Genomic DNA, 18,900 nt, shown 5'->3' with positions numbered 1-18,900 from the left:
ATCCGTTACGGCGTGACCTTCTCGATCACGACGCTGCCGGTGCCCGCGGCGGTGCCGCGCGCGTTGACCAGCTGGACCTCACCGAAGAACTGACGGCCCTCGGGGGCCGCCCCGGCGACCACGACCTCGGCGCCGACCTGGGCGGAGGCACCGTTGGCCAGGTTCACCGCCTTGGTGGAGTCGACCTTGATCGTGCCGAGCGACGCCGCGTAGTACACGTCGCGGTAGTCGTACGTGGTCGACCCGGCCGGGACCGAGTAGCCCTCGACGATCACCGTGTACGTGCCCGCGGCGGGCTTCACCAGGCTGACCGCCTCCTCGGAACCGGCGGAGGTGGCGCTGCCGACCTGCGTGGCGCCCCGGAAGACGTACAGGTCGAGGTCGGCGTTGGCGTCCGACGTACCGCCGATGGCGAAGTCGAGCTTCTCGACGCCCGACCCGATGGTCACCGTGGTCTCACGGGTCTCACCGGTGGAGATCGACGGCTTGGCCACCTTGGCCGAGCCGAGCGAACCGCCCTGGAGCTTGCCCTGGAGGGCGGCGGCGGTGTTGGTGACCGTCCAGTCCACCGCGGCCGGGGCGCCGATCTTCGCCTCGGCGATGGTGCGCACCGCCGGGTCGAAGACCGCGCCGAGCAGCGAGACATCCAGCTTGTACGGGTTGTCCAGCAGCGGCGACGTACGGCGCGACTCGACCTCGATCTCCCAGACGCCGGGCTGCGGGTCCTTGTAGGAGCGCGTGTCCGGGCGGCAGGTGTTGGCCGGGTTCTCGTAGTTCGGGTAGCAGTTGATCGTGGAGGTCGGGTCGACCGGCGTCCCGTACGGGTGCAGGGCGATGAACCGGGTCTGGCTGCCCGACCGCAGCGCGCTGAGGGCGACCTCAAGGGTCTTCGCGCCCTCCGGCACGTTCACGAAGTACGACGTGGTGCCGTTGCGCTGCACCGAGCCGGACGTCTTGTAGGCGTAGCCGGGCTGCTTCAGGTCGTGGGCGACGACGACCGTGGTCATGATCTGGTGGTCGACGCCGGAGGTCTTCTTGTCGTCGACCCGGAGGATGGCGCTGTGCACCCCGGCGGTCTTGGCCTTGGCCCTGACCTTCAGCTTGACCGGCTTGTCGAGCGGCAGCGAGACGTACCGGGGGCTGCTGAGCTCGAAGGTGCCGTCGTTGTTCTTCCACGTCAGCTTGTGCTGGACGTCGCGGTCCGGGCCCGTGGTGCGGGTGACGACGACGTCGTAGACCTTGGACTCGCCGACCTTCAGGCCGCCCTCGCGGTCGTAGAGGCCGGTGCCGAAGCCCGGGTCCTTGAGCGCGAAGTCGATCGCGGTGTCGACCGGGGCCTTCACCGAGAACTCGTGGGCGGGCTTGCCCTGCTTGGCGATCTGCTTCCAGGCCTTGACGATGTTGATCAGACCGGAGCCCTGGACGTGCGCGGGCACGTCCTTGATGTGGCCGGCGGTGCTGGTCAGCGCCACACGCAGGTCGGCCGGGGGAAGCTCGATGCCCTTCTGCTTCGCCTTCGACAGCAGCAGCGCGGCAGCGCCCGCGGCCTGCGGGGAGGCCATCGAGGTGCCCTGGAGCATGGAGTAGCCGGCCGGCAGGTCGTAACCCGCCTCCTTGACCGGACCGCCCGGCGCCCAGGTCTGGGTGGTGTTGATGGAGGCACCCGGCGCCGAGATGATCGGCGTGAAGCCGCCGTCCTCACGCGGACCGCGCGAGGAGAAGGGCAGCATGTCGTACTTCTTGGTGACGTGGGAGCCGTAGTTGGCCGCCCAGGTCTCCTTGGAGATCGACGCGCCGACCGAGATCACGTGGTCGGCGAGCGACGGGTCGCCGATCGTGTTGAGCCCCGGGCCGCTGTTGCCGGCCGAGATGACCAGCTGGACGCCGTAGATGTCGACGAGCCGCTTGTACAGCTCGGCGCGCGCGTTGTTGCCGTCGTTCAGCGGCGGCAGGCCGCCGATCGACATGTTGACGATGTCGACGCCGCGGTTGACGACGAGGTCGATCATGCCCTCGGTCAGCGCGATGTTGGTGCAGCCGCCGGACCAGGTGCAGGCGCGCGAGGAGACGATCTTGGCGCCGGGGGCGGCACCGTTCATCTCGCCGCCGAACAGCCCGTTGGCCGCGGTGATGCCCGCGACGTGCGTGCCGTGCGAGCCCTCGATGACACCGATGTTGACGAAGTCGGCCTTGGCGCCGGCCGCGTTGTAGGTGACGCCCTTGCGGGTCTCGACGACGAACGGGATGCGCTCGACGACCGGGGTCCGCGGGTCGTCCTCGCCGAAGTAGGAGACCTGGAACTTCTCCTTGTACGGCTTGAGGACCTTGTCGTCGGAGAAGTCCGCGTTGCTGTTCAGGTCGACCCGCGTGGTGCCGGTGACCGGGTCGTACAGCACGCCCCAGACGTCGGTGGTGTCACCGTCGCGGTTGAGGTCGCCCGCCATGTCGCCGCCGGTGGTGGCCGACTCGGCGAACGTGGCGAACTTGTAGCTGCCCGTGGGGGCCGCGTACGTCTTGCCGCCGGCCGTGAACGTCGGGCCGCTGACCGACTCGCTCATCCGCAGCCAGGTGCCGTCGCCGTCGCTCACCGGGTCGGTGGCGGTCACCCAGTCGACGATCTTGCGCTCGCCGGTGGTGGTCTTCCTCAGCGCCGGGTGACCGAGGTCGACGCCGGAGTCCAGGATGCCGATGGTGATCCCGCGGCCGTCGGCCTTCGGGTTCTTCTTGACGAAGTCGACCGCACCGGTCTCGAACGACGGGTTGTACGGGTTCTTCGCCGGGGTCTTCTTGTTCGGCGCCGCGTAACTGCCCGTCGCCTTCGTCTGCTTGGCCCCGGCGGCCCGGTCGCCCTTGGGCGTCGGGTCGTCCAGCTCGATCTCCTGCTTGAGATCGATGCCGAGCACGGAGGAGAGCTTGGAGGCCGCCTTGATGGTGGACTCGGCGCTCTTCGTCGGAACCGTCGCCCGGACATAGCCGAGCTTGTCGTAGGTCTGGCCGAGCACGGAGCCCTCGACGGCGTCCAGCTTCTTGCTGACCTGCTCGGTCGCCCCGGGGGTGGTGGCGACCATCATGGTGATGTTCTTCTCGCCCTTGGCCTCGGCCTTCGCCAGGACGTCGGCGTCGGCCTTGCCGAGCTTGTCGCCCCGGTCGCTCGTGGCGGCCGGTTTGACGGGGGCCGGAGCCGGGTCGTCGGCGGCGAACACCGGAGCGGCACCGGTGGCGGTGAGAGCGGCCACGAGGCCCGCCGCGGCCGCTATGCGGGCCGCTCGTCTCGCGCCCGGTATGGAACTGGGGGATTCCTTGGTCATCAGCATCCCTGTTAGTGAAAGAGAGAGTCCGGAATTCGGTACCGGATGACCGCTCACCCTGTCGTAAATGACAGAGGTTTGTGGAGAGTTGACGGAGACGAGTTGGCGACATGGCATGGATCCGCCACTGAGGGCAATGCGCCACCAGGGACGAATGAGGTGAAAGTGACCTCTGGATAGGCGATTTCGAGCCACGTGGTCCGGACCAGCAGCCGAGACCGCTGCCCTCCACGAGGTACGGCAACACCCTCGCGACCCCTCAGTGCGGCAGCCCCGCGCGCCCGCTCATGACGGCAGCCGCTCGCGACCACTCATGGCGGCAGCCCCTCGCACCCGCTCAGCGAGGCAGCACCATCACGTACGCGGCCGGCTCCCGGTCCGCCGCCGCCATCAGCGCCGTCCGTACCACCGTCGCCTGCTGGTCGAGTGCCTCGCGCAGTTTCCTCGGCGTGAGGTGGACGACCGTGATCCCGAGGCGCTCCAGATGCTCCCGCTTCGCGGCGTACGCGGACCACTGCGGGTCCGCCTGCGCCCGATGGCCCCGCCGCCCGGGCGCGCCGTGCCGGGGCGCCCGGGAGTCCAGCTCCACCGCCACCGCGTGATCGGGCCAGTAGGCGTCGACCCCGCCGAGGACCGGTCCGCCCGGCAGCCGCAGCTCCACGTTCCACACCGGCTCCGGCAGCCCGTGCTCGCGCACCATCGCGTACAGCCGCGCCTCCGCCACCGCCCGCCCCTCGGCCAGCAGCGCGTCCACCGCACCCACCACGGCGGGCCGCCCCAGCAGCTTCGCCTCGCTCAACTCACGTACCACTGCCGCTGGTTCGCAGTGACCGTCTCGTACCGCCTCGGTCAGCAGCCGCCGGACGTCCGCCGCGTCCGCCGTGGCCGCCACCGCGTCCGCCAGTGCCCGCTCCACCGGAGCGACGGGCACCTCGCCCACCCGCACCGGGCCCGGCATCGAGGCGGTCCGCAGCACCTCCACGAACCGGGTGGACCGCAACCGCCGGGTACGGGGGACCAGTACGTCGATCCGGTGCAGCGCGCCCAGCTCCCCGGCCGAGGCGAAGCCGTGCAGCGCGAGCGCGGCGACCCCGGTGACCATCGCCTCCCCGTACCCCGCGTCCGCGGCGCCCGCCGCGGTCCGCCGCGCGGAGACCGGCGGACGCCCCGCGTACAGCAGCGCCCCGTGCAGCCGCTCCTGGCCGGTGGGCGGGCCCGGGTGCAGCAGATAGACCCCGGGCAGCAGGTGCTGCCAGGGGCCGCCGGGCAGGCACTGCGCCGACGTCTGTGCGGCGGACACGCCCCGTGCCCTCAACTGGGCGGCGGACAGGACACGCTGCGTCACATCGTCGGGGTGAAGGGGGAGACGCGGGAGGCGGGCGGAGAGCGGGGTGTTCTGGGTCATGTCCCGGGGTTTCCCGCCCCCGAAGGGGGTCCTAACCCCTGTTACAGGCCCGTTGACATTCCCGGACAACGCCGTCCTAAAGTACGGACGTTCGACAACCGATAAGGGCCGTCGCGCCGGGAATCGGGGAGGGGCGCACCGGGCGGGTGTACGAGCGCCGCTTTCACGCCGCACGCACGCTCCGCCCGAGCGCCCCCCGGTCACGCCCTCCCGCTCACGCGGCCCGAGCGCCCCCCCGGGTCACGCCCTCCCCGGGTCACGCCCTCCCGCCTACGCGGCCCGGTCGCACTCCTGCCCACGCAGCGCCCGCGCGAGATCGTCCCGGGCCTCCAGCACCAGCCGCCGGAGCGCCGGAGCCGCGTCCTCGTGCTCGCCGAGCCAGTCGTCGGCCGCCGCGAGGGTCGCGGGGCTGTCCTGGAGACCGGGGAACATCCCCCGCACCACATGCATGCCGATCTGGATCGACCGCTCCGCCCAGATCCGCTCGATCACCTCGAAGTAACGCGTGGTGTACGGGGCCAGCAGCTCCCGCTGCGAAGACTGCTCGAAGCCCGCGATGGTCGCCTCGACCAGCGCGTTGGACAGCTTGTCCGACTCCACGACCGCCGCCCACGCCTGCGCCTTCACCGCCTCCGACGGCCGCGAGGCCAGGCACCGTACGTGGTGGCGCTTGCCGGACGCCGTGTCGTCGCGGGCCAGTTCGGAGTCGATGGCCGCCTCGTTCGCCACCCCGTGCGAGGCGAGCGGCGAGAGGAAGGCCCAGCGCAGCTCCTGCTCGACGTCGAGACCGTCGATCCGGGCCGTGCCGTCCAGCAGCCCGCCCAGCAGCTGGAAGTCCTCCTCCGACGAGGCGACCGCGGCGAAGAAGCGGGCCCAGGCCAGCTGGTGCTCGCTGCCCGGCTCGGCGGCCCGCAGCTCGCGCAGCGCGCCCTCGCCCAGCGCCCGGCCGCCCTCCTCGCGCCAGTCGGGGGCGACGTAGTTGACCAGCGCGGACTGCGCCCAGGCGTGCAGCATCTGCAGGACGCCGATGTCGCTCTCGCGCCCGGCGTGCGCCAGCACGAGCGCGACGAAGTCACGGGCCGGGAGAACGGCGTCCCGGGTCAGACCCCACAGGGCCGACCAGCACAGGGCACGGGCCAGCGGGTCCGTGATCCCGCCGAGGTGGTCGCGGAGCGTGGCCAGCGACCCCTCGTCGAAGCGGACCTTGCAATAGGTGAGGTCGTCGTCGTTGACCAGGATCAGATCGGGCCGCTCGGAGCCGGCCAGCGCCTCGACCACGGTCCGCTCGCCGGCCACGTCCACCTCGGCGCGCGCGTACCGGGTCAGCTCACCCTCGGGCGTACGCCGGTACAGGCCGACCGCGACGCGGTGCGGGCGCAGCTCGGGGTGCGAGGCGGCGGCCTCCTGGACGACGGCCAGCTCGGTGAGGACGCCCGCCGCGTCGTACACGGGCACCGGGGTGAGCGTGTTGACGCCCGCCGTCTGGAGCCAGGAGCGCGACCAGGCGGTCATGTCCCGGCCCGAGGTCTCGGCCAGCACCGACAGCAGGTCCCCGAGCCGGGTGTTGCCGTACGCGTGCTGCTTGAAATAGCGCCGCGCGCCTTCGAGGAATGCCTCCCGCCCCACGTACGCCACGAGCTGCTTCAGCACGGAGGCGCCCTTGGCGTACGTGATCCCGTCGAAGTTCAGCTTGGCGTCCTCCAGGTCACGGATGTCGGCCGTGATGGGGTGCGTGGAGGGCAGCTGGTCGGCGCGGTAGGCCCAGGCCTTGCGGTTGTTGGCGAAGGTGATCCAGCCGTTGGTGAACCGGGTCGACTCCACCATCGAGAAGGAGCCCATGAAGTCCGCGAAGGACTCCTTCAGCCACAGGTCGTCCCACCACTCCATGGTGACCAGGTCGCCGAACCACATGTGCGCCATCTCGTGGAGGATGACGTTGGCCCGCCGCTCGTAGGCCGCCGAGGTGACCTTGCCGCGGTAGATGTACTCCTCGCGGAAGGTGACCATGCCCGGGTTCTCCATGGCCCCGAGGTTGTACTCGGGCACGAAGGCCTGGTCGTACTTGCCGAAGGGGTAGGGGAAGTCGAAGTTGTCGTGGAAGAAGTCCAGGCCCTGCTTGGTGATCAGGAAGACGTCGTCCGCGTCGAAGTGCTTGGCCAGCCCCTTGCGGCACATCGCGCCGAGCGGGATGTCCAGCGTGGTGCCGTCGGCGAACGTACGGCTGTAGTGGTCACTCACGTAGTGGTACGGACCGGCGACTACGGCGGTGATGTAGGTGGAGATCGGCTTGGTCTCCGCGAACCGCCACACCCCGCCCTCCCGCGACTCCTCGGCCCCGTTGGACCAGACCCGCCAGCCCTCGGGCGCGGTGACCTGGAAGCGGTAGGGGGCCTTCAGGTCGGGCTGTTCGAAATTGGCGAAGACGCGGCGGGCGTCGGCCGGCTCGTACTGCGTGTAGAGGTAGACCTCGCCGTCCTCCGGGTCGACGAAGCGGTGCATGCCCTCGCCGGTCCGGCTGTACGCGCAGCGGGCGTCGACCACGAGGACGTTCTCGCCCTCCAGCAGCCCGTCCAGGGCCACCCGGGCACCGTCGAACACGACGGCCGGGTCCAGGGCGTTCCCGTTCAGCGTCACGGCGTCCACACCCGGCGCGACCAGGTCGGCGAAGGTCGACGCGCCGGCCCGGGCGGAGCGGAACCGGATCGTGGTGAGTGACCGGAACGTCAGCGGACCGCCGTCCCCGCCGGTCCCCTCGGGCTCCCCGACGGCGGACCGCAGGTCGAGCGCGACCTCGTATCCGTCGACGGTCAGCAGCTCGGCCCTCTTCTGGGCCTCGTCGCGGGACAGGTTTTCACCGGGCACGGGCACTCCTTCGTGACGCGCGTTTTGTGTCGTGTTCGAACCCATTGATCCTTGCACGCGTCCTCGCGCGGCGGCAGGCAGGGAATGGGTCGCCCCCGCGAGACGTTCTCGTCCGAAGGTGAACACGCCCTCCGTGCGCCACACCCTGGTGTGGAACACGCCCTGCAGAGGAGAGACATGTCCGAGAACACCCCGGCGAACGGCAAGACCCCGGTCGACTTCTGGTTCGACCCGCTCTGCCCCTGGGCGTGGATGACCTCGCGCTGGATGCTGGAGGTGGAGAAGGTCCGGGACGTCGAGGTCCGCTGGCACGTGATGAGCCTGGCCGTCCTGAACGAGGACAAGCTGGACGAGCTGCCCGAGGAGTACCGGGACATGCTGGCGAACCAGGCGTGGGGCCCGGTCCGGGTCGTCATCGCCGCGCAGCAGCTCCACGGCGACGACGTGGTCGGCCCCCTCTACACCGCGCTCGGCACCCGCTTCCACAACAACGGCGAAGGGCCCACCCCCGAGGCCGTGGCCGCCGCGCTGAAGGACGTCGGCCTCCCCGCCGACCTCGCGGAGTACGCCGACAAGGACACGTACGACACCGAGCTGCGCGCCTCCCACCAGGAGGGCATCGACAAGGTCGGCCAGGAGGTCGGTACCCCGGTCATCGCGGTCCCCGGTGCGGACGGCGAGCAGATCGCCTTCTTCGGCCCGGTCGTGACCCCCGCCCCCAAGGGCGAGGAGGCGGCGAAGCTCTGGGACGGCACGCTGCTGGTCGCGTCCATCCCCGGCTTCTACGAGATCAAGCGGACCCGGACGCAGGGCCCGGTCTTCGACTGACGCGACCCCCGGACCGACGCGCGGGTGTCCGCATGGGGGAGCGCGCGGGTGTCCGCATGGGGGAGACTGCCCCCATGCGGATACGCGCGGGCGAGGCGGCCGAGGCCGCCGCACTGACGGACCTGGCCCTGCGGTCGAAGGGCCACTGGGAGTACGACGCCGAGTTCCTGGCCGCCTGCCGCGAGGAGCTGACGATGCTCCCCGCGGAGGTGGCGGCGCGGCGGACGGCGGTGGCCGAGGAGGACGGCAGGATCCTGGGCTTCACCACCCTGGACGGAGAGCCGCCGGAAGGCGCGCTCGGCATGATGTTCGTCGAGCCGGACACCATCGGCAGGGGCGTCGGGCGGCGGCTGTTCAGCCACACGGTCGACGAGGCGCGCCGCCTGGGCTTCACACGCCTCACCATCGACGCCGACCCCCACGCGGAGCCGTTCTACCGGGCCATGGGCGCGGTCCGGATCGGCGCCACGCCGTCCGGCTCCATCCCGGGCCGCGAGCTGCCGCTGCTGGAGGTCGTCCTGGTCTGATCGGCCCCACGAGCCCCTGTGCCGCGGGGCGTTGTCAGTGGTGCGCCGTACGGTGAGGAGCATGCGAATCTCACCGGAGATGATCACGATCGACTGCGCCGACCCCCAGACGCTGGCCGCCTGGTGGGCCGAGGCGCTCGGCGTCGAGGACATCCAGGACTACGACGCGTTCGTCGTCCTCGCGGCCACCCCGCTGGTCCTCGGCTTCCAGCGGGTGCCCGAGCCCAAGCCCGGCAAGAACCGGGTGCACATCGACTTCGCCTCGCCCGACCGCCCGGCCGACGTGGAGCGCCTGGCGAAGCTGGGCGCGACGGTCGTTGGCGAGCGGTCGATGCAGGGGATGAGCTGGACGGTCCTCAAGGACCCGGAGGGCAACGAGTTCTGTCTGGCGGACGCCGGCAGCCACTGACTGCTGCCGGGGCCCGCCGATCCAAGGACGGGGGGCGCTCGTTCCATTCGAACGAGCGCCCCCCGTTGCTCTCAGGCGAGTGAACCGCTGAACCACCGGCCGGGAGGCGGCTGCGTGAAACCCCGAAGCCCGCTCACGCGAGCTGAAGAAGCCCGCTCACGCGAGCCGAAGGGGATCGCCCTCACTCACCGGGGGTGAGGATGGTCATTTCATTCCGAGCACCTGCTCCAGCGGATCGATCAGGAAGTACACGAGGAAGAGCGCCGCGGTGCCCCACAGCAGCCAGTGGACCTCGCGCGCCTTGCCCAGGCACGCCTTGATGACCACATAGGCGACGAAGCCGGCGCCGATGCCGTTGGTGATGGAGTAGGTGAACGGCATGACGACGATGGTGAGGAAGGCCGGGATGGCGACGTCGTAGCGGTCCCAGTCGATGTGCTTGACCTGGGTCATCATCAGGAATCCGACCACCACGAGGGCGGGCGCCGCCGCCTGCATCGGCACGATGGTCAGCACGGGCGTGAGGAACAGGGCGAGCGCGAACAGCCCGCCGGTGACCAGGTTGGCGAAGCCGGTGCGGGCCCCTTCACCGACACCCGCCGCGGACTCGATGTAGGTGGTGGCCGACGACGAGGACGTGGCGCCACCGACGACGGCGGCAGCCCCGTCGATCAGCAGGACGCGGCCGAGACCGGGCACCTGGCCGCGCTCGTCGAGGAGACCGGCCTCCGCCGTGACACCCACGACGGTGCCCATCGTGTCGAAGAAGTCGGACAGGATCAGGGTGAAGATGAGCAGGACGACCGTCAGCACGCTGACCTGACCGAACGACCCGAGCAGGTCGAACTGGAACAGCAGCCCGAAGTCCGGCGCGGCGACGGGGTTGCCGGGGATCGAGGGCGACGTCAGGCCCCAGGCCTTGATGTCGGCGATCTCGTTGACGACGATGGCGACGGCGGTCATCAGGACGATGCTGATGAGGATCGCGCCCTTCACCTTCCGGGCGACCAGGACGATCGTCAGGAGCACACCGAGGCAGAAGACGAGCATCGGCCAGCCGGTGAGCGTGCCGGTGCCGAGCTGGACGGGCACGGTGGAGTTCGCGGCGTCGGGGATGCGGGTGACGAACCCGGCGTCCACGAAGCCGATGAAGGCGATGAAGAGACCGATGCCGACGCTGATCGCCTGCTTCAGGGGCTGCGGGATGGCGTGCATGATCGCCTCGCGCAACCCGGTCATCACCAGGACACAGATCAAGAGCCCTTCGAGCACGATGAGCCCCATCGCGTCTTCCCAGCTCATCAGGGGCGCGATCTGGAAGGCCACGACGGCGTTGATGCCCAGACCCGCCGCCAGGGCCAAGGGCAGGTTGCCGCCCACACCCATGATCAGCGTCATCACCGCGGCGACCAGAGCGGTGGCGGTCACCAACTGCACGCTGTCCAGCTGCTCACCGAACTTGTCCTCGGCCCCGCCGAGGATGATCGGGTTGAGCACGAGGATGTATGCCATCGTGAAGAACGTGGCGAATCCGCCGCGTATCTCCCGTATGTAGGACGAGCCGCGTTCGCTGATGCGGAAGAACCGGTCGACGGCGCCCCCCGATGCGGCGGTCTTCGTGTCGGGCGGCGGCGGTGGGCTGGTCGGGCTGGCGTGCATGACGAAGTCTCCTGGACATGCGGATGAATGAGGGGGCGGGGTGGGCGCCGGCGCTCCCCGCGGCGAGTGACAGGCACTGTGCGAACGCACATACGGAACCTTGCGAGCGGATCATACGCGGCACTCAGGGGATCGCAACTACCCGCGTAGAGCGTGCAGTTGATGCCCTTTCGCTCCTGTGCTTTCCTACGGAATCGACGGCGACCTTTGCCGCCAAACCGGCAGGCAGCCGACAGCGGGTATGGAAGTGGCGGTGACAACTCCCCTACTCTCCGTGGCGTGCACCCACCACTCCCCTTCAACGCGCGGGCAGCGCGCGCCTTGCGCGAGAAGCTCGGGATGGCCCCCGGTCATGTCGCCTACGGCATGCGCGCGTCCTTCGGAACATCGCACATCACCCCCGAGCACGTGATCGCGTGGGAACGCGGCACGCACGTCCCGGACGCGGGTGAACTGACCGCCCTGGCAGGCGCTTTGTGGTGCCGGCCGAGTGAACTGATGGGCCACCCCGGCACCTTGCTGGAACACCGCATCGCGCGCGGAGTCTCGGCCGAGGACGTCGCACGCGCCACGGGCCTGTCCCTCGACGCGTACCTGTCCATGGAGCAGGCCGGTCACTGGGCCGGCGACAAACGGCAGTCGGCCAAGCTCGGCGAGGTCCTCGGTCTGCCTCCCCGCGACTTCATCGCGATCACCAGGCTGGAGGAGGAGCTGGCCCGCCTCCTCACCGAGGCGGTCTCCACCCGCTGGCAGGCCCACATCCGCGACATCGCCAAGCTGGTCTCGATGGACCGCCGCGACCTGAAGGCCCCGTTGCAGGCCATGCACCAGGACTACCAGGCCCTGATGGCGGCCACCCTGAGCCGGGCGGGCGGCTCCACGGCATCCGGCGAGGACGGCCGCCGCTACGTCGAGAACATCGTCGACCACTTCTGGAGCCGGCTGCCGGGGGCGTCCTAGGCCGACAGGACCTGCCCGTCGCCCCGGCGTCCCGCGGGCACCTGCGGGCACGCGGGACGCGACCTCACACCGGCAGGTCCCACCCAGGACCGCCCTCGGCGCCGATCCACACCCGCTGCCGGGCGTCCGAAACCGTGACGCCGAACCCCTCCTGATGCGGCTCGCCCGCCGCCTGCCAGAGCCGGATCGCTGCTTCGACGCGGTCCCACAGACGTACGGGGCCCCGCTGGACGACCGTCCACCCGCCCTCGGGCCCCGGCGCGGTCCGAGCCTGAGAACCGGTGGAGACATCCCAGAGGATCTGCTCCGCCCCCGCCCCCATCCGCTCCGCCGCCGGAACGGCGAGCTGGGCCACCCAACCGCCGGTCCACGTCCCGATCACCGCCGGGTCGATCCGGCTCGGCCGCTCCGCACCGGGCAGCAGGGCCAGGGTCGGGCGCGGCGGCCGGTCGTGCGGGCGCGCGATCATGAAGCTGGTGTATCCGGGCAGGAACCGCCCTGCCGCCGTCCCGGGGCCGGTCACGGTGAGGAGCGCCAGCCCGGACGCGTAACTCCACCCGGAGAGGGTGACCAGGATCTTCCCGCCCGGTTTCACCTGGTGGAGCCAGGCCGTGGGGACGTACCGGACCGAGCAGGTGGCGATCAGCCGGTCGTACGTGTTCACGCTCGCGTGCGGGTCGCCCCGCAGACCGTCCCCGACGACCAGGCGCGGCGCGTACCCGGCCGCCTTGAGGGCGGAGGCGGCGGCCCGCCCGACCACCGGGTCGTACTCGATGCTGGTCAACCGGTCGTCGCCGAGGCGGTGCGCACCGAGAGCGGTCGAGTATCCGGTTCCGGTGCCGATCTCCAACACCGTCTGCCCTGCCTCGACTCCGAGCTGCTGCCACATGCGCAGTACAAGTGACGGCAGGGTCGACGAGGATGTCGGGTCGCCGGTGACGCTGCTGTCCGTCACGTCACAGGGCCGGACGCGGCCGTCGAGCTGGGTGATGAGCGTCCGGTCGGTGTAGATCCCCTCCAGCCACCCGTCCTCACCCTGGCGAACGGGTAGATAGCGGGTCGGGCTGCTGCCGGGGACCTGTATGAAGTAGGAGCCCAGGAACAGTTCGCGGGGGACCGCTGCGGCGGCCTCGCGCCAGGCAGGGTCGGTGAGCGTCCCGCCCCCGGTGAGCGTGTCTGCGAGGACGGTACGCAGGTGAGCGGAGGTACTCATGGGGCGGAGCCTTTCTCCAGCTGGTCGGCGAGAGCGTGGGCGATGCCGTCGGTGACGTCGGGCGGTTGCCATGCCCACTGCCCGTTGGGGTTGCATTCGAGGAAGTACCAGGTCCCGTCATGGGTTACGGCGAAGTCGAAGGCTCCGTACACGAGACGGAAGCCAGCGAGGTAGGCGCGGACGGACTGCACGATCGCACCGGGGATCTCCACAGGCCCGCACCGCATGAGCCCCTGCCGACGCCGCCAGTCCAGATCCGGGCTGTCGATCCGCACTCCGGACAGTCACGGTCCGACAGCGGTCACCCGCACGTCGAACGCCTTGTCCACCCGGGCCTGGAAGAGGTGGGGGCAGCCGGCCACGGCGTCGGTGATCTCCTGCTCGCGTACTTCGCGCACCCACACACTGTGAGGGCGACCGGCCACGCGATAGGGCGTGTTCCACAAGGGCTTGTAGACGACTCCGCTGCCATGGGAGGCAACGAACTCCCGTGCTTCCCGGGCAGCATGGGTGATCAACGTATCGGGCACCAGGAATCCGGACTGCTGCGCGGCCGAGAGCTGAGCGGGCTTGTACTCGGCCGCACGGTTGTTCCAGGGGTGGTTGACGTAGTGGGCGTGGGGGAGAGACGCGAGGACGCCCCCGATTCCCCAGAAGGCCTGCTCCCGTGCGAACCGGCGGTCGTGTTCGTCGAGCCCCGGGGGCCCGTCGTACGCCGACGGCCTGCGAACCCAGACCGACCGCACTCGGGTGAGATCGAGATCCCGGCTCGGAGTGCGCAGTGTGCCCCGCTGACCACCGGTGCCGTACGAGGCGGACAGCGAGGCCCCAGCGAACAGGTCGGTGCCGGGGTCGAGACGAACCACGGGCACGCGCCGCGCGGCGAGGACGCGGAGCACGATGTCCGTGGTCACGTCGTGGAGGTGGGTCAGAACCAGCACCGACCCGCGTGGGCCGTCCATCAAGCGGACTGGTCCTGGTCGTAGGACTCGGTGCTGTCGGAATCGGTCGCTCCGCCCGGCGCGGCCCCGTCCCCCGGAGTGGTGTGGGTCGGCGTCAATCCGCTGGTGCTCGTGCCGTGGCCGCCCATCTCGACTGTGCGCCCGTACTCGTCGACGACCAGGGCGACCTGCGTTTCGGGGTCGAGTACGGGGGTGAACCGCGGGACGGCGACGGTGTCCTCGTACGGTCCCATTCGCCCTGTGCCCCAGGGTGCGGGCGTGTAGGTGCTCATTGCTGTACCTCCGTGCCAGTGTTGGTCGGCTGTTCTCTGTCTGACGTCTGCCACACGGCTCGTTATGGCGGCGACCTCAGTCGCCGTACCAGCGCCTCCACCTCGGCCGAGCGCCAACGCCCTCGCCGGGCGATCGCGGCACCCAGCCCGGGGTAGTACCGGGCTCGGTAGGCGGGGTCGGTCTCGATACGTACGCGTTCGGCGAAAGGGGATGGCGGGGGAGGCGTACGCGGGCGGCGCGACAGCCGGTTCACCGCTGGCCGGCCCCGACGGACAGGTGAGCCCAGACGGTCTTGCCGGGGTTACGCGGTCGTACGCCCCACTGCTCGGCGAGCGCGCCGACGATGAGCAGGCCCCGGCCGGAGGTCTCGTCGTCGACGAGACCGCCGAGCTTCCAGCCGAGCAGAACCGCTCTGACGTGCCGCCGTGCGGCGGGAATGGAGTCCCTTCGGACCCGGAACCTCTTGCTGTCTGTGCGCCCGGACATACGTCCCCCAAGGTCGTGGGCAGGCGGAATCAGAGATCACCTGGCGTGCTGGATTGGGCACCCGTTGTGACGCAATCCACGCTAGGGGTCGGGTGAGATGCAAAGCAAGCGAATCTGTGATGCAAGTTTGCGTTCACTCGTCCGAGGCAACTCGCTAGCGAGGTCGAACAGTTGCCAGGCAGACTGGCCGGAGGGAGAGGGGGAGCTATGCCCGCAGGTGGGAAGCCCACGGTGCGCAGTCGGCGGTTGGGGGCGGCGCTCAAGCGGCTGAGGTTGAACGCATGTTTGGACCAGGAACATGCGGCCGAGGCGGTGGCGTGTTCCACCGCCAAGATCAGCAGAATCGAATCGGGCACGGTCAGTGCACGCGTCGGTGATGTGCGTATGCTGCTCGACCTGTACGAGGTGGTAGACGTTGACGAACGTCAGCTTCTGGAGAAGTTGGCCCGGGACAGCAACAAGCGTGGCTGGTGGATGGACTTCGACGCCGGCCAGCCCGTGCGGGAGATTCTGGGCGACTTCCTGTCCCTGGAGTCCGATGCCACATACATCCGTACGTGGCAGCCGGTTCTCATCCCGGGTCTGTTGCAGACCCCTGAGTACACGCGCGCGTTGACCGATGCCAGCCCGGATGTGATCAGTGAGGAAGCGGCCGACATGGTCGTCAAAGTCAGGCAGGAGAGACGCCGCGTCTTCGAGGAGACGGGCGCACGGTTCGCCGCCGTGATCTGGGAGCCGGCCATCACCGGTCCGATGCCATCACCCACTGTGCACCTGGCTCAGCTCGCCCACCTCGACAAGATGGCCAAGCAGCCCAACATGACGATTCAGGTGCTGCCGCATACCGAATGGGCTGCCGCGCGCGTGTCACCCGCGTTCGTGGGCCTTTCGTACGGCCAGGAGACTTCGCCCGAAGTGATCGTTGTCGATGCGGTCGCCAACTGCATCATCCTCGAAGAGCGGGACGTCATGGCCAGCTATGTGCACGCGTTTGACACGCTCAGGTCTGCAGCCCTCACGCGGACTGAGAGCATGGCTTTCATCGAGAAGGTCGCGAACAACATCGCCGCAGGGAACGAGGGACCGTGAGCAGCCAAGACATAGTGACTCCCTTCGAGAGGTCTTCGCACTCCTCCGGGGGCCAGGGGACCGAGTGCGTCGAGGTCGCCCACACCGCCGATGGAGGCCGGGCCGTCCGCGACAGCAAGGACCCGGCCGCCGGGCTCCAGTTCTACGGCCCCGAACACTGGGGCGCGTTCATCGACGGCATCAAGGCCGGTACCTTCGGCGGCTGACAGCAGGGTCACCGGTCATGAACCACGTCTTCCTGCTGCTGGCTGTATTGCCCGTTTTCGTCATGCCGACCGCCCTGGTTTGGCTGCTGGGGCGGCGAGCGGGCTTCCCCGGTTGGATGCTGCTCGCGTTCCTGCTGGCCGGGTGGCTGACCGTGTTCGTCGGCTGGTCACTTTCGCAGCGTGCGCAGCCGTTCCTGTTTCCCGACACGTCCCCCTGCTACGGCACGCGCAGCATTCCGGTCTCGCAGTACTTCCCGCCCGACTCGTTCTGCCGCCACGCGGACGGGGAGCTGCGGACAGTCAATGGACCTGACGCCAAGCTCGTCTTCTGGACTGCCGCGACGACCACCGTCGCTATGGCCGGTGCCGCGGTGGTGTGGCGTCGTCGACGGGTCGGCGAGCGAGAGGACCCTGCTCAACGTCGCTGAAGCTCTTCGCGCTCGGCGTCCGGGATCCTCATCGATTCGGCGAGCACGGCGGCGAGTGCGTTCACTTGAGCATGGTCGATATCAGCGTGGAAGAGCCACCGGATGTTCTCGTCGCGCGTGATCAGGTCGATTGCCAGGCGCGTGCTTCTGTCCTGTGTGGTCGTTGCTCGGACGTACCGCACCTGGTCGATCGGGATGGCTGGACGGATCTCCGCCTGCTCCAGAAACGCGTTCGTCTTCCCGTATGACCTTCCGTGATGTCCTCGAACTCCGCTCAACGCTTGCGTGTCTCTTCGCCCCGCCCTGCACCCCCCGGCGCCGCCGCCTCCAGCTCCGCCACCGTGCCCGACATCACCGTACGGATGTGGCGCGTGAGGTGTTCCGCAGGCCAGTCCCACCAGGCCACCGCCAGCAACCGCGCGATGTCCTCCTCCTCGTACCGGGTACGGATCAGGCGGGCCGGGTTGCCGCCGACGATGCCGTAGTCCGGGACGTCCGAGACGACCACGGACCGGGCGCTGATGATCGCGCCGTGCCCGATGCGGACGCCCGGCATGATCACCGCCTCGTAGCCGATCCAGACGTCGTTGCCGATCACCGTGTCACCCCGGTCGGGGAGGCCCGTCAGCAGGTCGAAGTGGTCGGTCCAGGAGCCGCCGAGCGTGGGGAAGGGGAACGTGGACGGGCCGTCCATACGGTGGTTGGAGCCGTTCATGATGAACCGCACCCCCGTCGCCAGCGCGCAGAACTTGCCGATCACCAGGCGCTCGGGGCCGTAGTGGTACAGCACGTTCCGGGTCTCGAACTCCGTGGCGTGCTCGGGGTCGTCGTAGTACGTGTAGTCACCCACCTCGATCAGCTCCGAGGTGACCAGCGGCTTCAGCTGCACCACGCGCGGCTGGCCGGGCATCGGGTGCAGGACGGTGGGGTCCGCCGGGACGGGGGCGGGGGCAGGACTCATGGCGTCATCGTGGCATCCGGGCCCGCCGGTCCGCTGACGATTTCCGCCCCCGCCACCTCTGGTGGCCGCCCGCCCCGCCCGCCGTCCTCCTCCCCGCCCAGTGCGGCTCCGGACCCGCCGACCGGTAACCCCCTACGTGCCCCTACGCCGCCCTACGCGGTCCCCACGCCCGCCCCGCGCACCACCCGAAACGGCTTCCCCTGCGCCCAGTTGGCCGCCACGCCCCGCATCACCAGTGCGCTGTCCAGCACCGCGCTGCCCGGCGGGAAGCGGTCTCGGTCCTCGAAGAACGTGGAGCGTACGTGGCGGGGGCGGCCCGCCGTCACCTTCCAGGCGTCCGTGGAGAGTTCCAGGACGTCCAGGTGATCGCTCCCGGCGCCCGGGGAGAGGCCCCGGCTGCCCCGGCGGAAGAACTCCGACGCCTCCGCCAGGTCCGTGAACAGGCCGCTGCCGTGCAGTTCTTCGGCCGGTTCCACCGTGGCGTCCACCTCCACCTCGCCGTCCCGGGTCGCGAAGGCCACGCGTACGGCGTCGGGCTCCTCCCGCACCGTGAAGTCCGCGAGACCGTGTTCGCCCGGGTAGATCCGGCCGCCCGCGAAGGCGTTGAGGCGGGAGGCGGTGTCGCGGCGCGGGATGTAGACGCCCTGCTCGACGCCGTCCGGGCCGTCCCACTCCACGGCGATGCGGTGGGCCGCGTTCTCGCTGGTCAGGCCGGTCGCGGCCGGGGCCCAGGCGGGGCGGACGCCGCCGATGCGGAGGAGGCAGATTCCGGCCACCGCCTGGCCGCGCACCAGTTGGGGCCGCAGCGGCGCGGGCAGCAGGGCCGCCGCGACGTACGGGTCCACCCGGTAGTTCACCAGGAGGCGGCGTTCGATGACGCTGGACAGCCGGGATCCGATCACGAGGCGTCGCCTTCCGGCGCGGAGCGCCACTTGGTGTTGCGGAGCACGATCTGCTCGGGGCAGACGCTGCTGAGGAAGCGGCCCACGCACAGGGCGAGCCGCTCCTCGGCGAGCGAGTAGAGGATGCGGTTGGCGTCCCGGCGCTCCGTGACGAGCCCGGCCCCCTTGAGTACGCCCAGGTGGCGCGAGATGGACGGGGCGCTGATCGAGAACCGGCTCGCGATCTCCCCGGCGGCCAGCTCGCCGCCCCGCAGGTCCTCCAGGATCTGGCGACGGGTGGGATCGGCGAGCGCGCGGAAGGCGCTCGCCTCGTCATCGGACGGAACGGAGGACGGGACGGAGGGCGGGGCGGCGGGTGAATCCATGCGTGCATGTTTAGCACATGAGCTAAACAGCTAAACAACGGCCATGGGAAAGCCCCC

Annotated in this window: 18 protein-coding genes and 1 pseudogene; 7 read left to right on the top strand and 12 right to left on the bottom strand. The window is 70.0% G+C overall.

Going from position 1 to position 18,900, the window contains the following annotated elements:
- Positions 1–5: 5 nt before the first annotated feature.
- The 3 genes from IE145_RS18920 to pepN form a co-directional block, all read right to left on the bottom strand.
- The gene (locus IE145_RS18920) at positions 6–3,314 is read right to left on the bottom strand and encodes a S8 family serine peptidase (RefSeq protein ID WP_189526411.1); all 3,309 of its coding nucleotides are present in this window, start codon (positions 3,312–3,314) and stop codon (positions 6–8) included.
- Positions 3,315–3,645: 331 nt separating this feature from the next.
- Positions 3,646–4,713 carry a hypothetical protein gene (locus tag IE145_RS18915; RefSeq protein ID WP_189526409.1) on the bottom strand — a complete coding sequence of 356 codons (1,068 nt, stop codon included), beginning with the start codon at positions 4,711–4,713 and terminating at the stop codon, positions 3,646–3,648.
- Positions 4,714–4,983: 270 nt separating this feature from the next.
- The gene (pepN, locus tag IE145_RS18910; protein ID WP_189526407.1) at positions 4,984–7,575 is read right to left on the bottom strand and encodes an aminopeptidase N; all 2,592 of its coding nucleotides are present in this window, start codon (positions 7,573–7,575) and stop codon (positions 4,984–4,986) included.
- A 177-nt stretch (positions 7,576–7,752) separates the two neighbouring features.
- Between pepN and IE145_RS18905 the strand changes: the two genes are divergently transcribed.
- The 3 genes from IE145_RS18905 to IE145_RS18895 all read left to right on the top strand — a co-directional run bounded on the left by IE145_RS18905 (position 7,753) and on the right by IE145_RS18895 (position 9,339).
- A complete protein-coding gene (locus IE145_RS18905; protein WP_189526406.1) occupies positions 7,753–8,403 on the top strand; it encodes a mycothiol-dependent nitroreductase Rv2466c family protein in 651 nt (216 codons plus the stop codon).
- A 74-nt stretch (positions 8,404–8,477) separates the two neighbouring features.
- Complete coding sequence (locus IE145_RS18900; RefSeq protein ID WP_189526404.1) at positions 8,478–8,930, top strand: GNAT family N-acetyltransferase; 453 nt, start codon at positions 8,478–8,480, stop codon at positions 8,928–8,930.
- 61 nt (positions 8,931–8,991) lie between these two features.
- Positions 8,992–9,339, top strand: a complete 348-nt coding sequence (locus IE145_RS18895) for a VOC family protein (protein WP_189526402.1) — start codon at positions 8,992–8,994, stop codon at positions 9,337–9,339.
- Positions 9,340–9,543: 204 nt separating this feature from the next.
- On the opposite strand, the gene IE145_RS18890 is transcribed toward IE145_RS18895, so the two are convergent.
- Positions 9,544–10,998 carry an NCS2 family permease gene (locus IE145_RS18890; RefSeq protein WP_189526400.1) on the bottom strand — a complete coding sequence of 485 codons (1,455 nt, stop codon included), beginning with the start codon at positions 10,996–10,998 and terminating at the stop codon, positions 9,544–9,546.
- Between the two features lie 339 nt (positions 10,999–11,337).
- Between IE145_RS18890 and IE145_RS18885 the strand changes: the two genes are divergently transcribed.
- Positions 11,338–11,958 carry an XRE family transcriptional regulator gene (locus IE145_RS18885; RefSeq protein ID WP_189526484.1) on the top strand — a complete coding sequence of 207 codons (621 nt, stop codon included), beginning with the start codon at positions 11,338–11,340 and terminating at the stop codon, positions 11,956–11,958.
- Positions 11,959–12,022: 64 nt separating this feature from the next.
- On the opposite strand, the gene tgmC is transcribed toward IE145_RS18885, so the two are convergent.
- The 4 genes and pseudogenes from tgmC to IE145_RS33960 form a co-directional block, all read right to left on the bottom strand.
- The gene (gene tgmC, locus IE145_RS18880) at positions 12,023–13,171 is read right to left on the bottom strand and encodes an ATP-grasp peptide maturase system methyltransferase (RefSeq protein ID WP_189526398.1); all 1,149 of its coding nucleotides are present in this window, start codon (positions 13,169–13,171) and stop codon (positions 12,023–12,025) included.
- A pseudogene (gene tgmB, locus IE145_RS18875) lies at positions 13,168–14,133 on the bottom strand (ATP-grasp ribosomal peptide maturase). The gene tgmC and the pseudogene tgmB overlap by 4 nt, the downstream one beginning before the upstream one ends.
- On the bottom strand, positions 14,133–14,405 hold the full coding sequence (tgmA, locus tag IE145_RS18870; protein WP_189526396.1) for a putative ATP-grasp-modified RiPP: 273 nt from the start codon (positions 14,403–14,405) through the stop codon (positions 14,133–14,135). Before tgmA ends, tgmB begins: the two are co-directional and overlap by 1 nt.
- Before the next feature lie 250 nt (positions 14,406–14,655).
- Positions 14,656–14,892, bottom strand: a complete 237-nt coding sequence (locus IE145_RS33960) for an ATP-binding protein (protein ID WP_189526394.1) — start codon at positions 14,890–14,892, stop codon at positions 14,656–14,658.
- Between the two features lie 207 nt (positions 14,893–15,099).
- Here IE145_RS33960 and IE145_RS18860 point away from each other — a divergent pair, with 207 nt between their 5' ends.
- Genes IE145_RS18860 through IE145_RS18850 form a run of 3 tightly spaced genes read left to right on the top strand, consistent with a single transcriptional unit; the run spans position 15,100 to position 16,615 of the window.
- Positions 15,100–15,981 (top strand): helix-turn-helix domain-containing protein, encoded by an 882-nt coding sequence (locus IE145_RS18860; protein ID WP_189526392.1) that lies wholly within the window; start codon positions 15,100–15,102, stop codon positions 15,979–15,981.
- Positions 15,978–16,187, top strand: coding sequence for a DUF397 domain-containing protein (locus tag IE145_RS18855; RefSeq protein WP_189526391.1), 210 nt, complete (start codon positions 15,978–15,980; stop codon positions 16,185–16,187). The genes IE145_RS18860 and IE145_RS18855 overlap by 4 nt, the downstream gene beginning before the upstream one ends.
- Before the next feature lie 17 nt (positions 16,188–16,204).
- Entirely contained in the window at positions 16,205–16,615 is a 411-nt protein-coding gene (locus tag IE145_RS18850) for a hypothetical protein (protein WP_189526389.1), read from the top strand.
- On the opposite strand, the gene IE145_RS18845 is transcribed toward IE145_RS18850, so the two are convergent.
- The 4 genes from IE145_RS18845 to IE145_RS18830 form a co-directional block, all read right to left on the bottom strand.
- Positions 16,603–16,893: a hypothetical protein gene (locus tag IE145_RS18845; RefSeq protein ID WP_229825653.1), complete on the bottom strand. Its 291-nt coding sequence runs from the start codon at positions 16,891–16,893 to the stop codon at positions 16,603–16,605. The two genes, IE145_RS18850 and IE145_RS18845, sit on opposite strands and share 13 nt — an antisense overlap.
- Positions 16,890–17,576: a CatB-related O-acetyltransferase gene (locus tag IE145_RS18840; RefSeq protein WP_189526387.1), complete on the bottom strand. Its 687-nt coding sequence runs from the start codon at positions 17,574–17,576 to the stop codon at positions 16,890–16,892. The genes IE145_RS18845 and IE145_RS18840 overlap by 4 nt, the downstream gene beginning before the upstream one ends.
- 152 nt (positions 17,577–17,728) lie before the next feature.
- Positions 17,729–18,478 (bottom strand): DUF2071 domain-containing protein, encoded by a 750-nt coding sequence (locus IE145_RS18835; protein ID WP_189526386.1) that lies wholly within the window; start codon positions 18,476–18,478, stop codon positions 17,729–17,731.
- Positions 18,475–18,843, bottom strand: coding sequence for a metalloregulator ArsR/SmtB family transcription factor (locus IE145_RS18830; RefSeq protein WP_189526384.1), 369 nt, complete (start codon positions 18,841–18,843; stop codon positions 18,475–18,477). The genes IE145_RS18835 and IE145_RS18830 overlap by 4 nt, the downstream gene beginning before the upstream one ends.
- Positions 18,844–18,900 lie beyond the last annotated feature (57 nt).

It is taken from the genome of Streptomyces sindenensis, assembly GCF_014649035.1.
In the GTDB taxonomy this organism is placed as follows: domain Bacteria; phylum Actinomycetota; class Actinomycetes; order Streptomycetales; family Streptomycetaceae; genus Streptomyces; species Streptomyces sindenensis.
Note: the sequence above shows the minus strand (reverse complement) of the source record. Positions and strands in the feature narration are given on the sequence as shown.

Excerpts from the sequence above, each read along its gene's own strand:
- IE145_RS18920 (WP_189526411.1), bottom strand. The coding sequence starts at position 3,314 with ATGCTGATGACCAAGGAATCCCCCAGTTCCATACCGGGCGCGAGACGA.
- IE145_RS18915 (WP_189526409.1), bottom strand. The coding sequence starts at position 4,713 with ATGACCCAGAACACCCCGCTCTCCGCCCGCCTCCCGCGTCTCCCCCTT.
- IE145_RS18905 (WP_189526406.1), top strand. The coding sequence starts at position 7,753 with ATGTCCGAGAACACCCCGGCGAACGGCAAGACCCCGGTCGACTTCTGG.
- IE145_RS18900 (WP_189526404.1), top strand. The coding sequence starts at position 8,478 with ATGCGGATACGCGCGGGCGAGGCGGCCGAGGCCGCCGCACTGACGGAC.
- IE145_RS18895 (WP_189526402.1), top strand. The coding sequence starts at position 8,992 with ATGCGAATCTCACCGGAGATGATCACGATCGACTGCGCCGACCCCCAG.
- IE145_RS18890 (WP_189526400.1), bottom strand. The coding sequence starts at position 10,998 with ATGCACGCCAGCCCGACCAGCCCACCGCCGCCGCCCGACACGAAGACC.
- IE145_RS18885 (WP_189526484.1), top strand. The coding sequence starts at position 11,338 with ATGGCCCCCGGTCATGTCGCCTACGGCATGCGCGCGTCCTTCGGAACA.
- tgmC (WP_189526398.1), bottom strand. The coding sequence starts at position 13,171 with ATGAGTACCTCCGCTCACCTGCGTACCGTCCTCGCAGACACGCTCACC.
- tgmA (WP_189526396.1), bottom strand. The coding sequence starts at position 14,405 with ATGAGCACCTACACGCCCGCACCCTGGGGCACAGGGCGAATGGGACCG.
- IE145_RS33960 (WP_189526394.1), bottom strand. The coding sequence starts at position 14,892 with ATGTCCGGGCGCACAGACAGCAAGAGGTTCCGGGTCCGAAGGGACTCC.
- IE145_RS18860 (WP_189526392.1), top strand. The coding sequence starts at position 15,100 with ATGCCCGCAGGTGGGAAGCCCACGGTGCGCAGTCGGCGGTTGGGGGCG.
- IE145_RS18850 (WP_189526389.1), top strand. The coding sequence starts at position 16,205 with ATGAACCACGTCTTCCTGCTGCTGGCTGTATTGCCCGTTTTCGTCATG.
- IE145_RS18840 (WP_189526387.1), bottom strand. The coding sequence starts at position 17,576 with ATGAGTCCTGCCCCCGCCCCCGTCCCGGCGGACCCCACCGTCCTGCAC.
- IE145_RS18830 (WP_189526384.1), bottom strand. The coding sequence starts at position 18,843 with ATGGATTCACCCGCCGCCCCGCCCTCCGTCCCGTCCTCCGTTCCGTCC.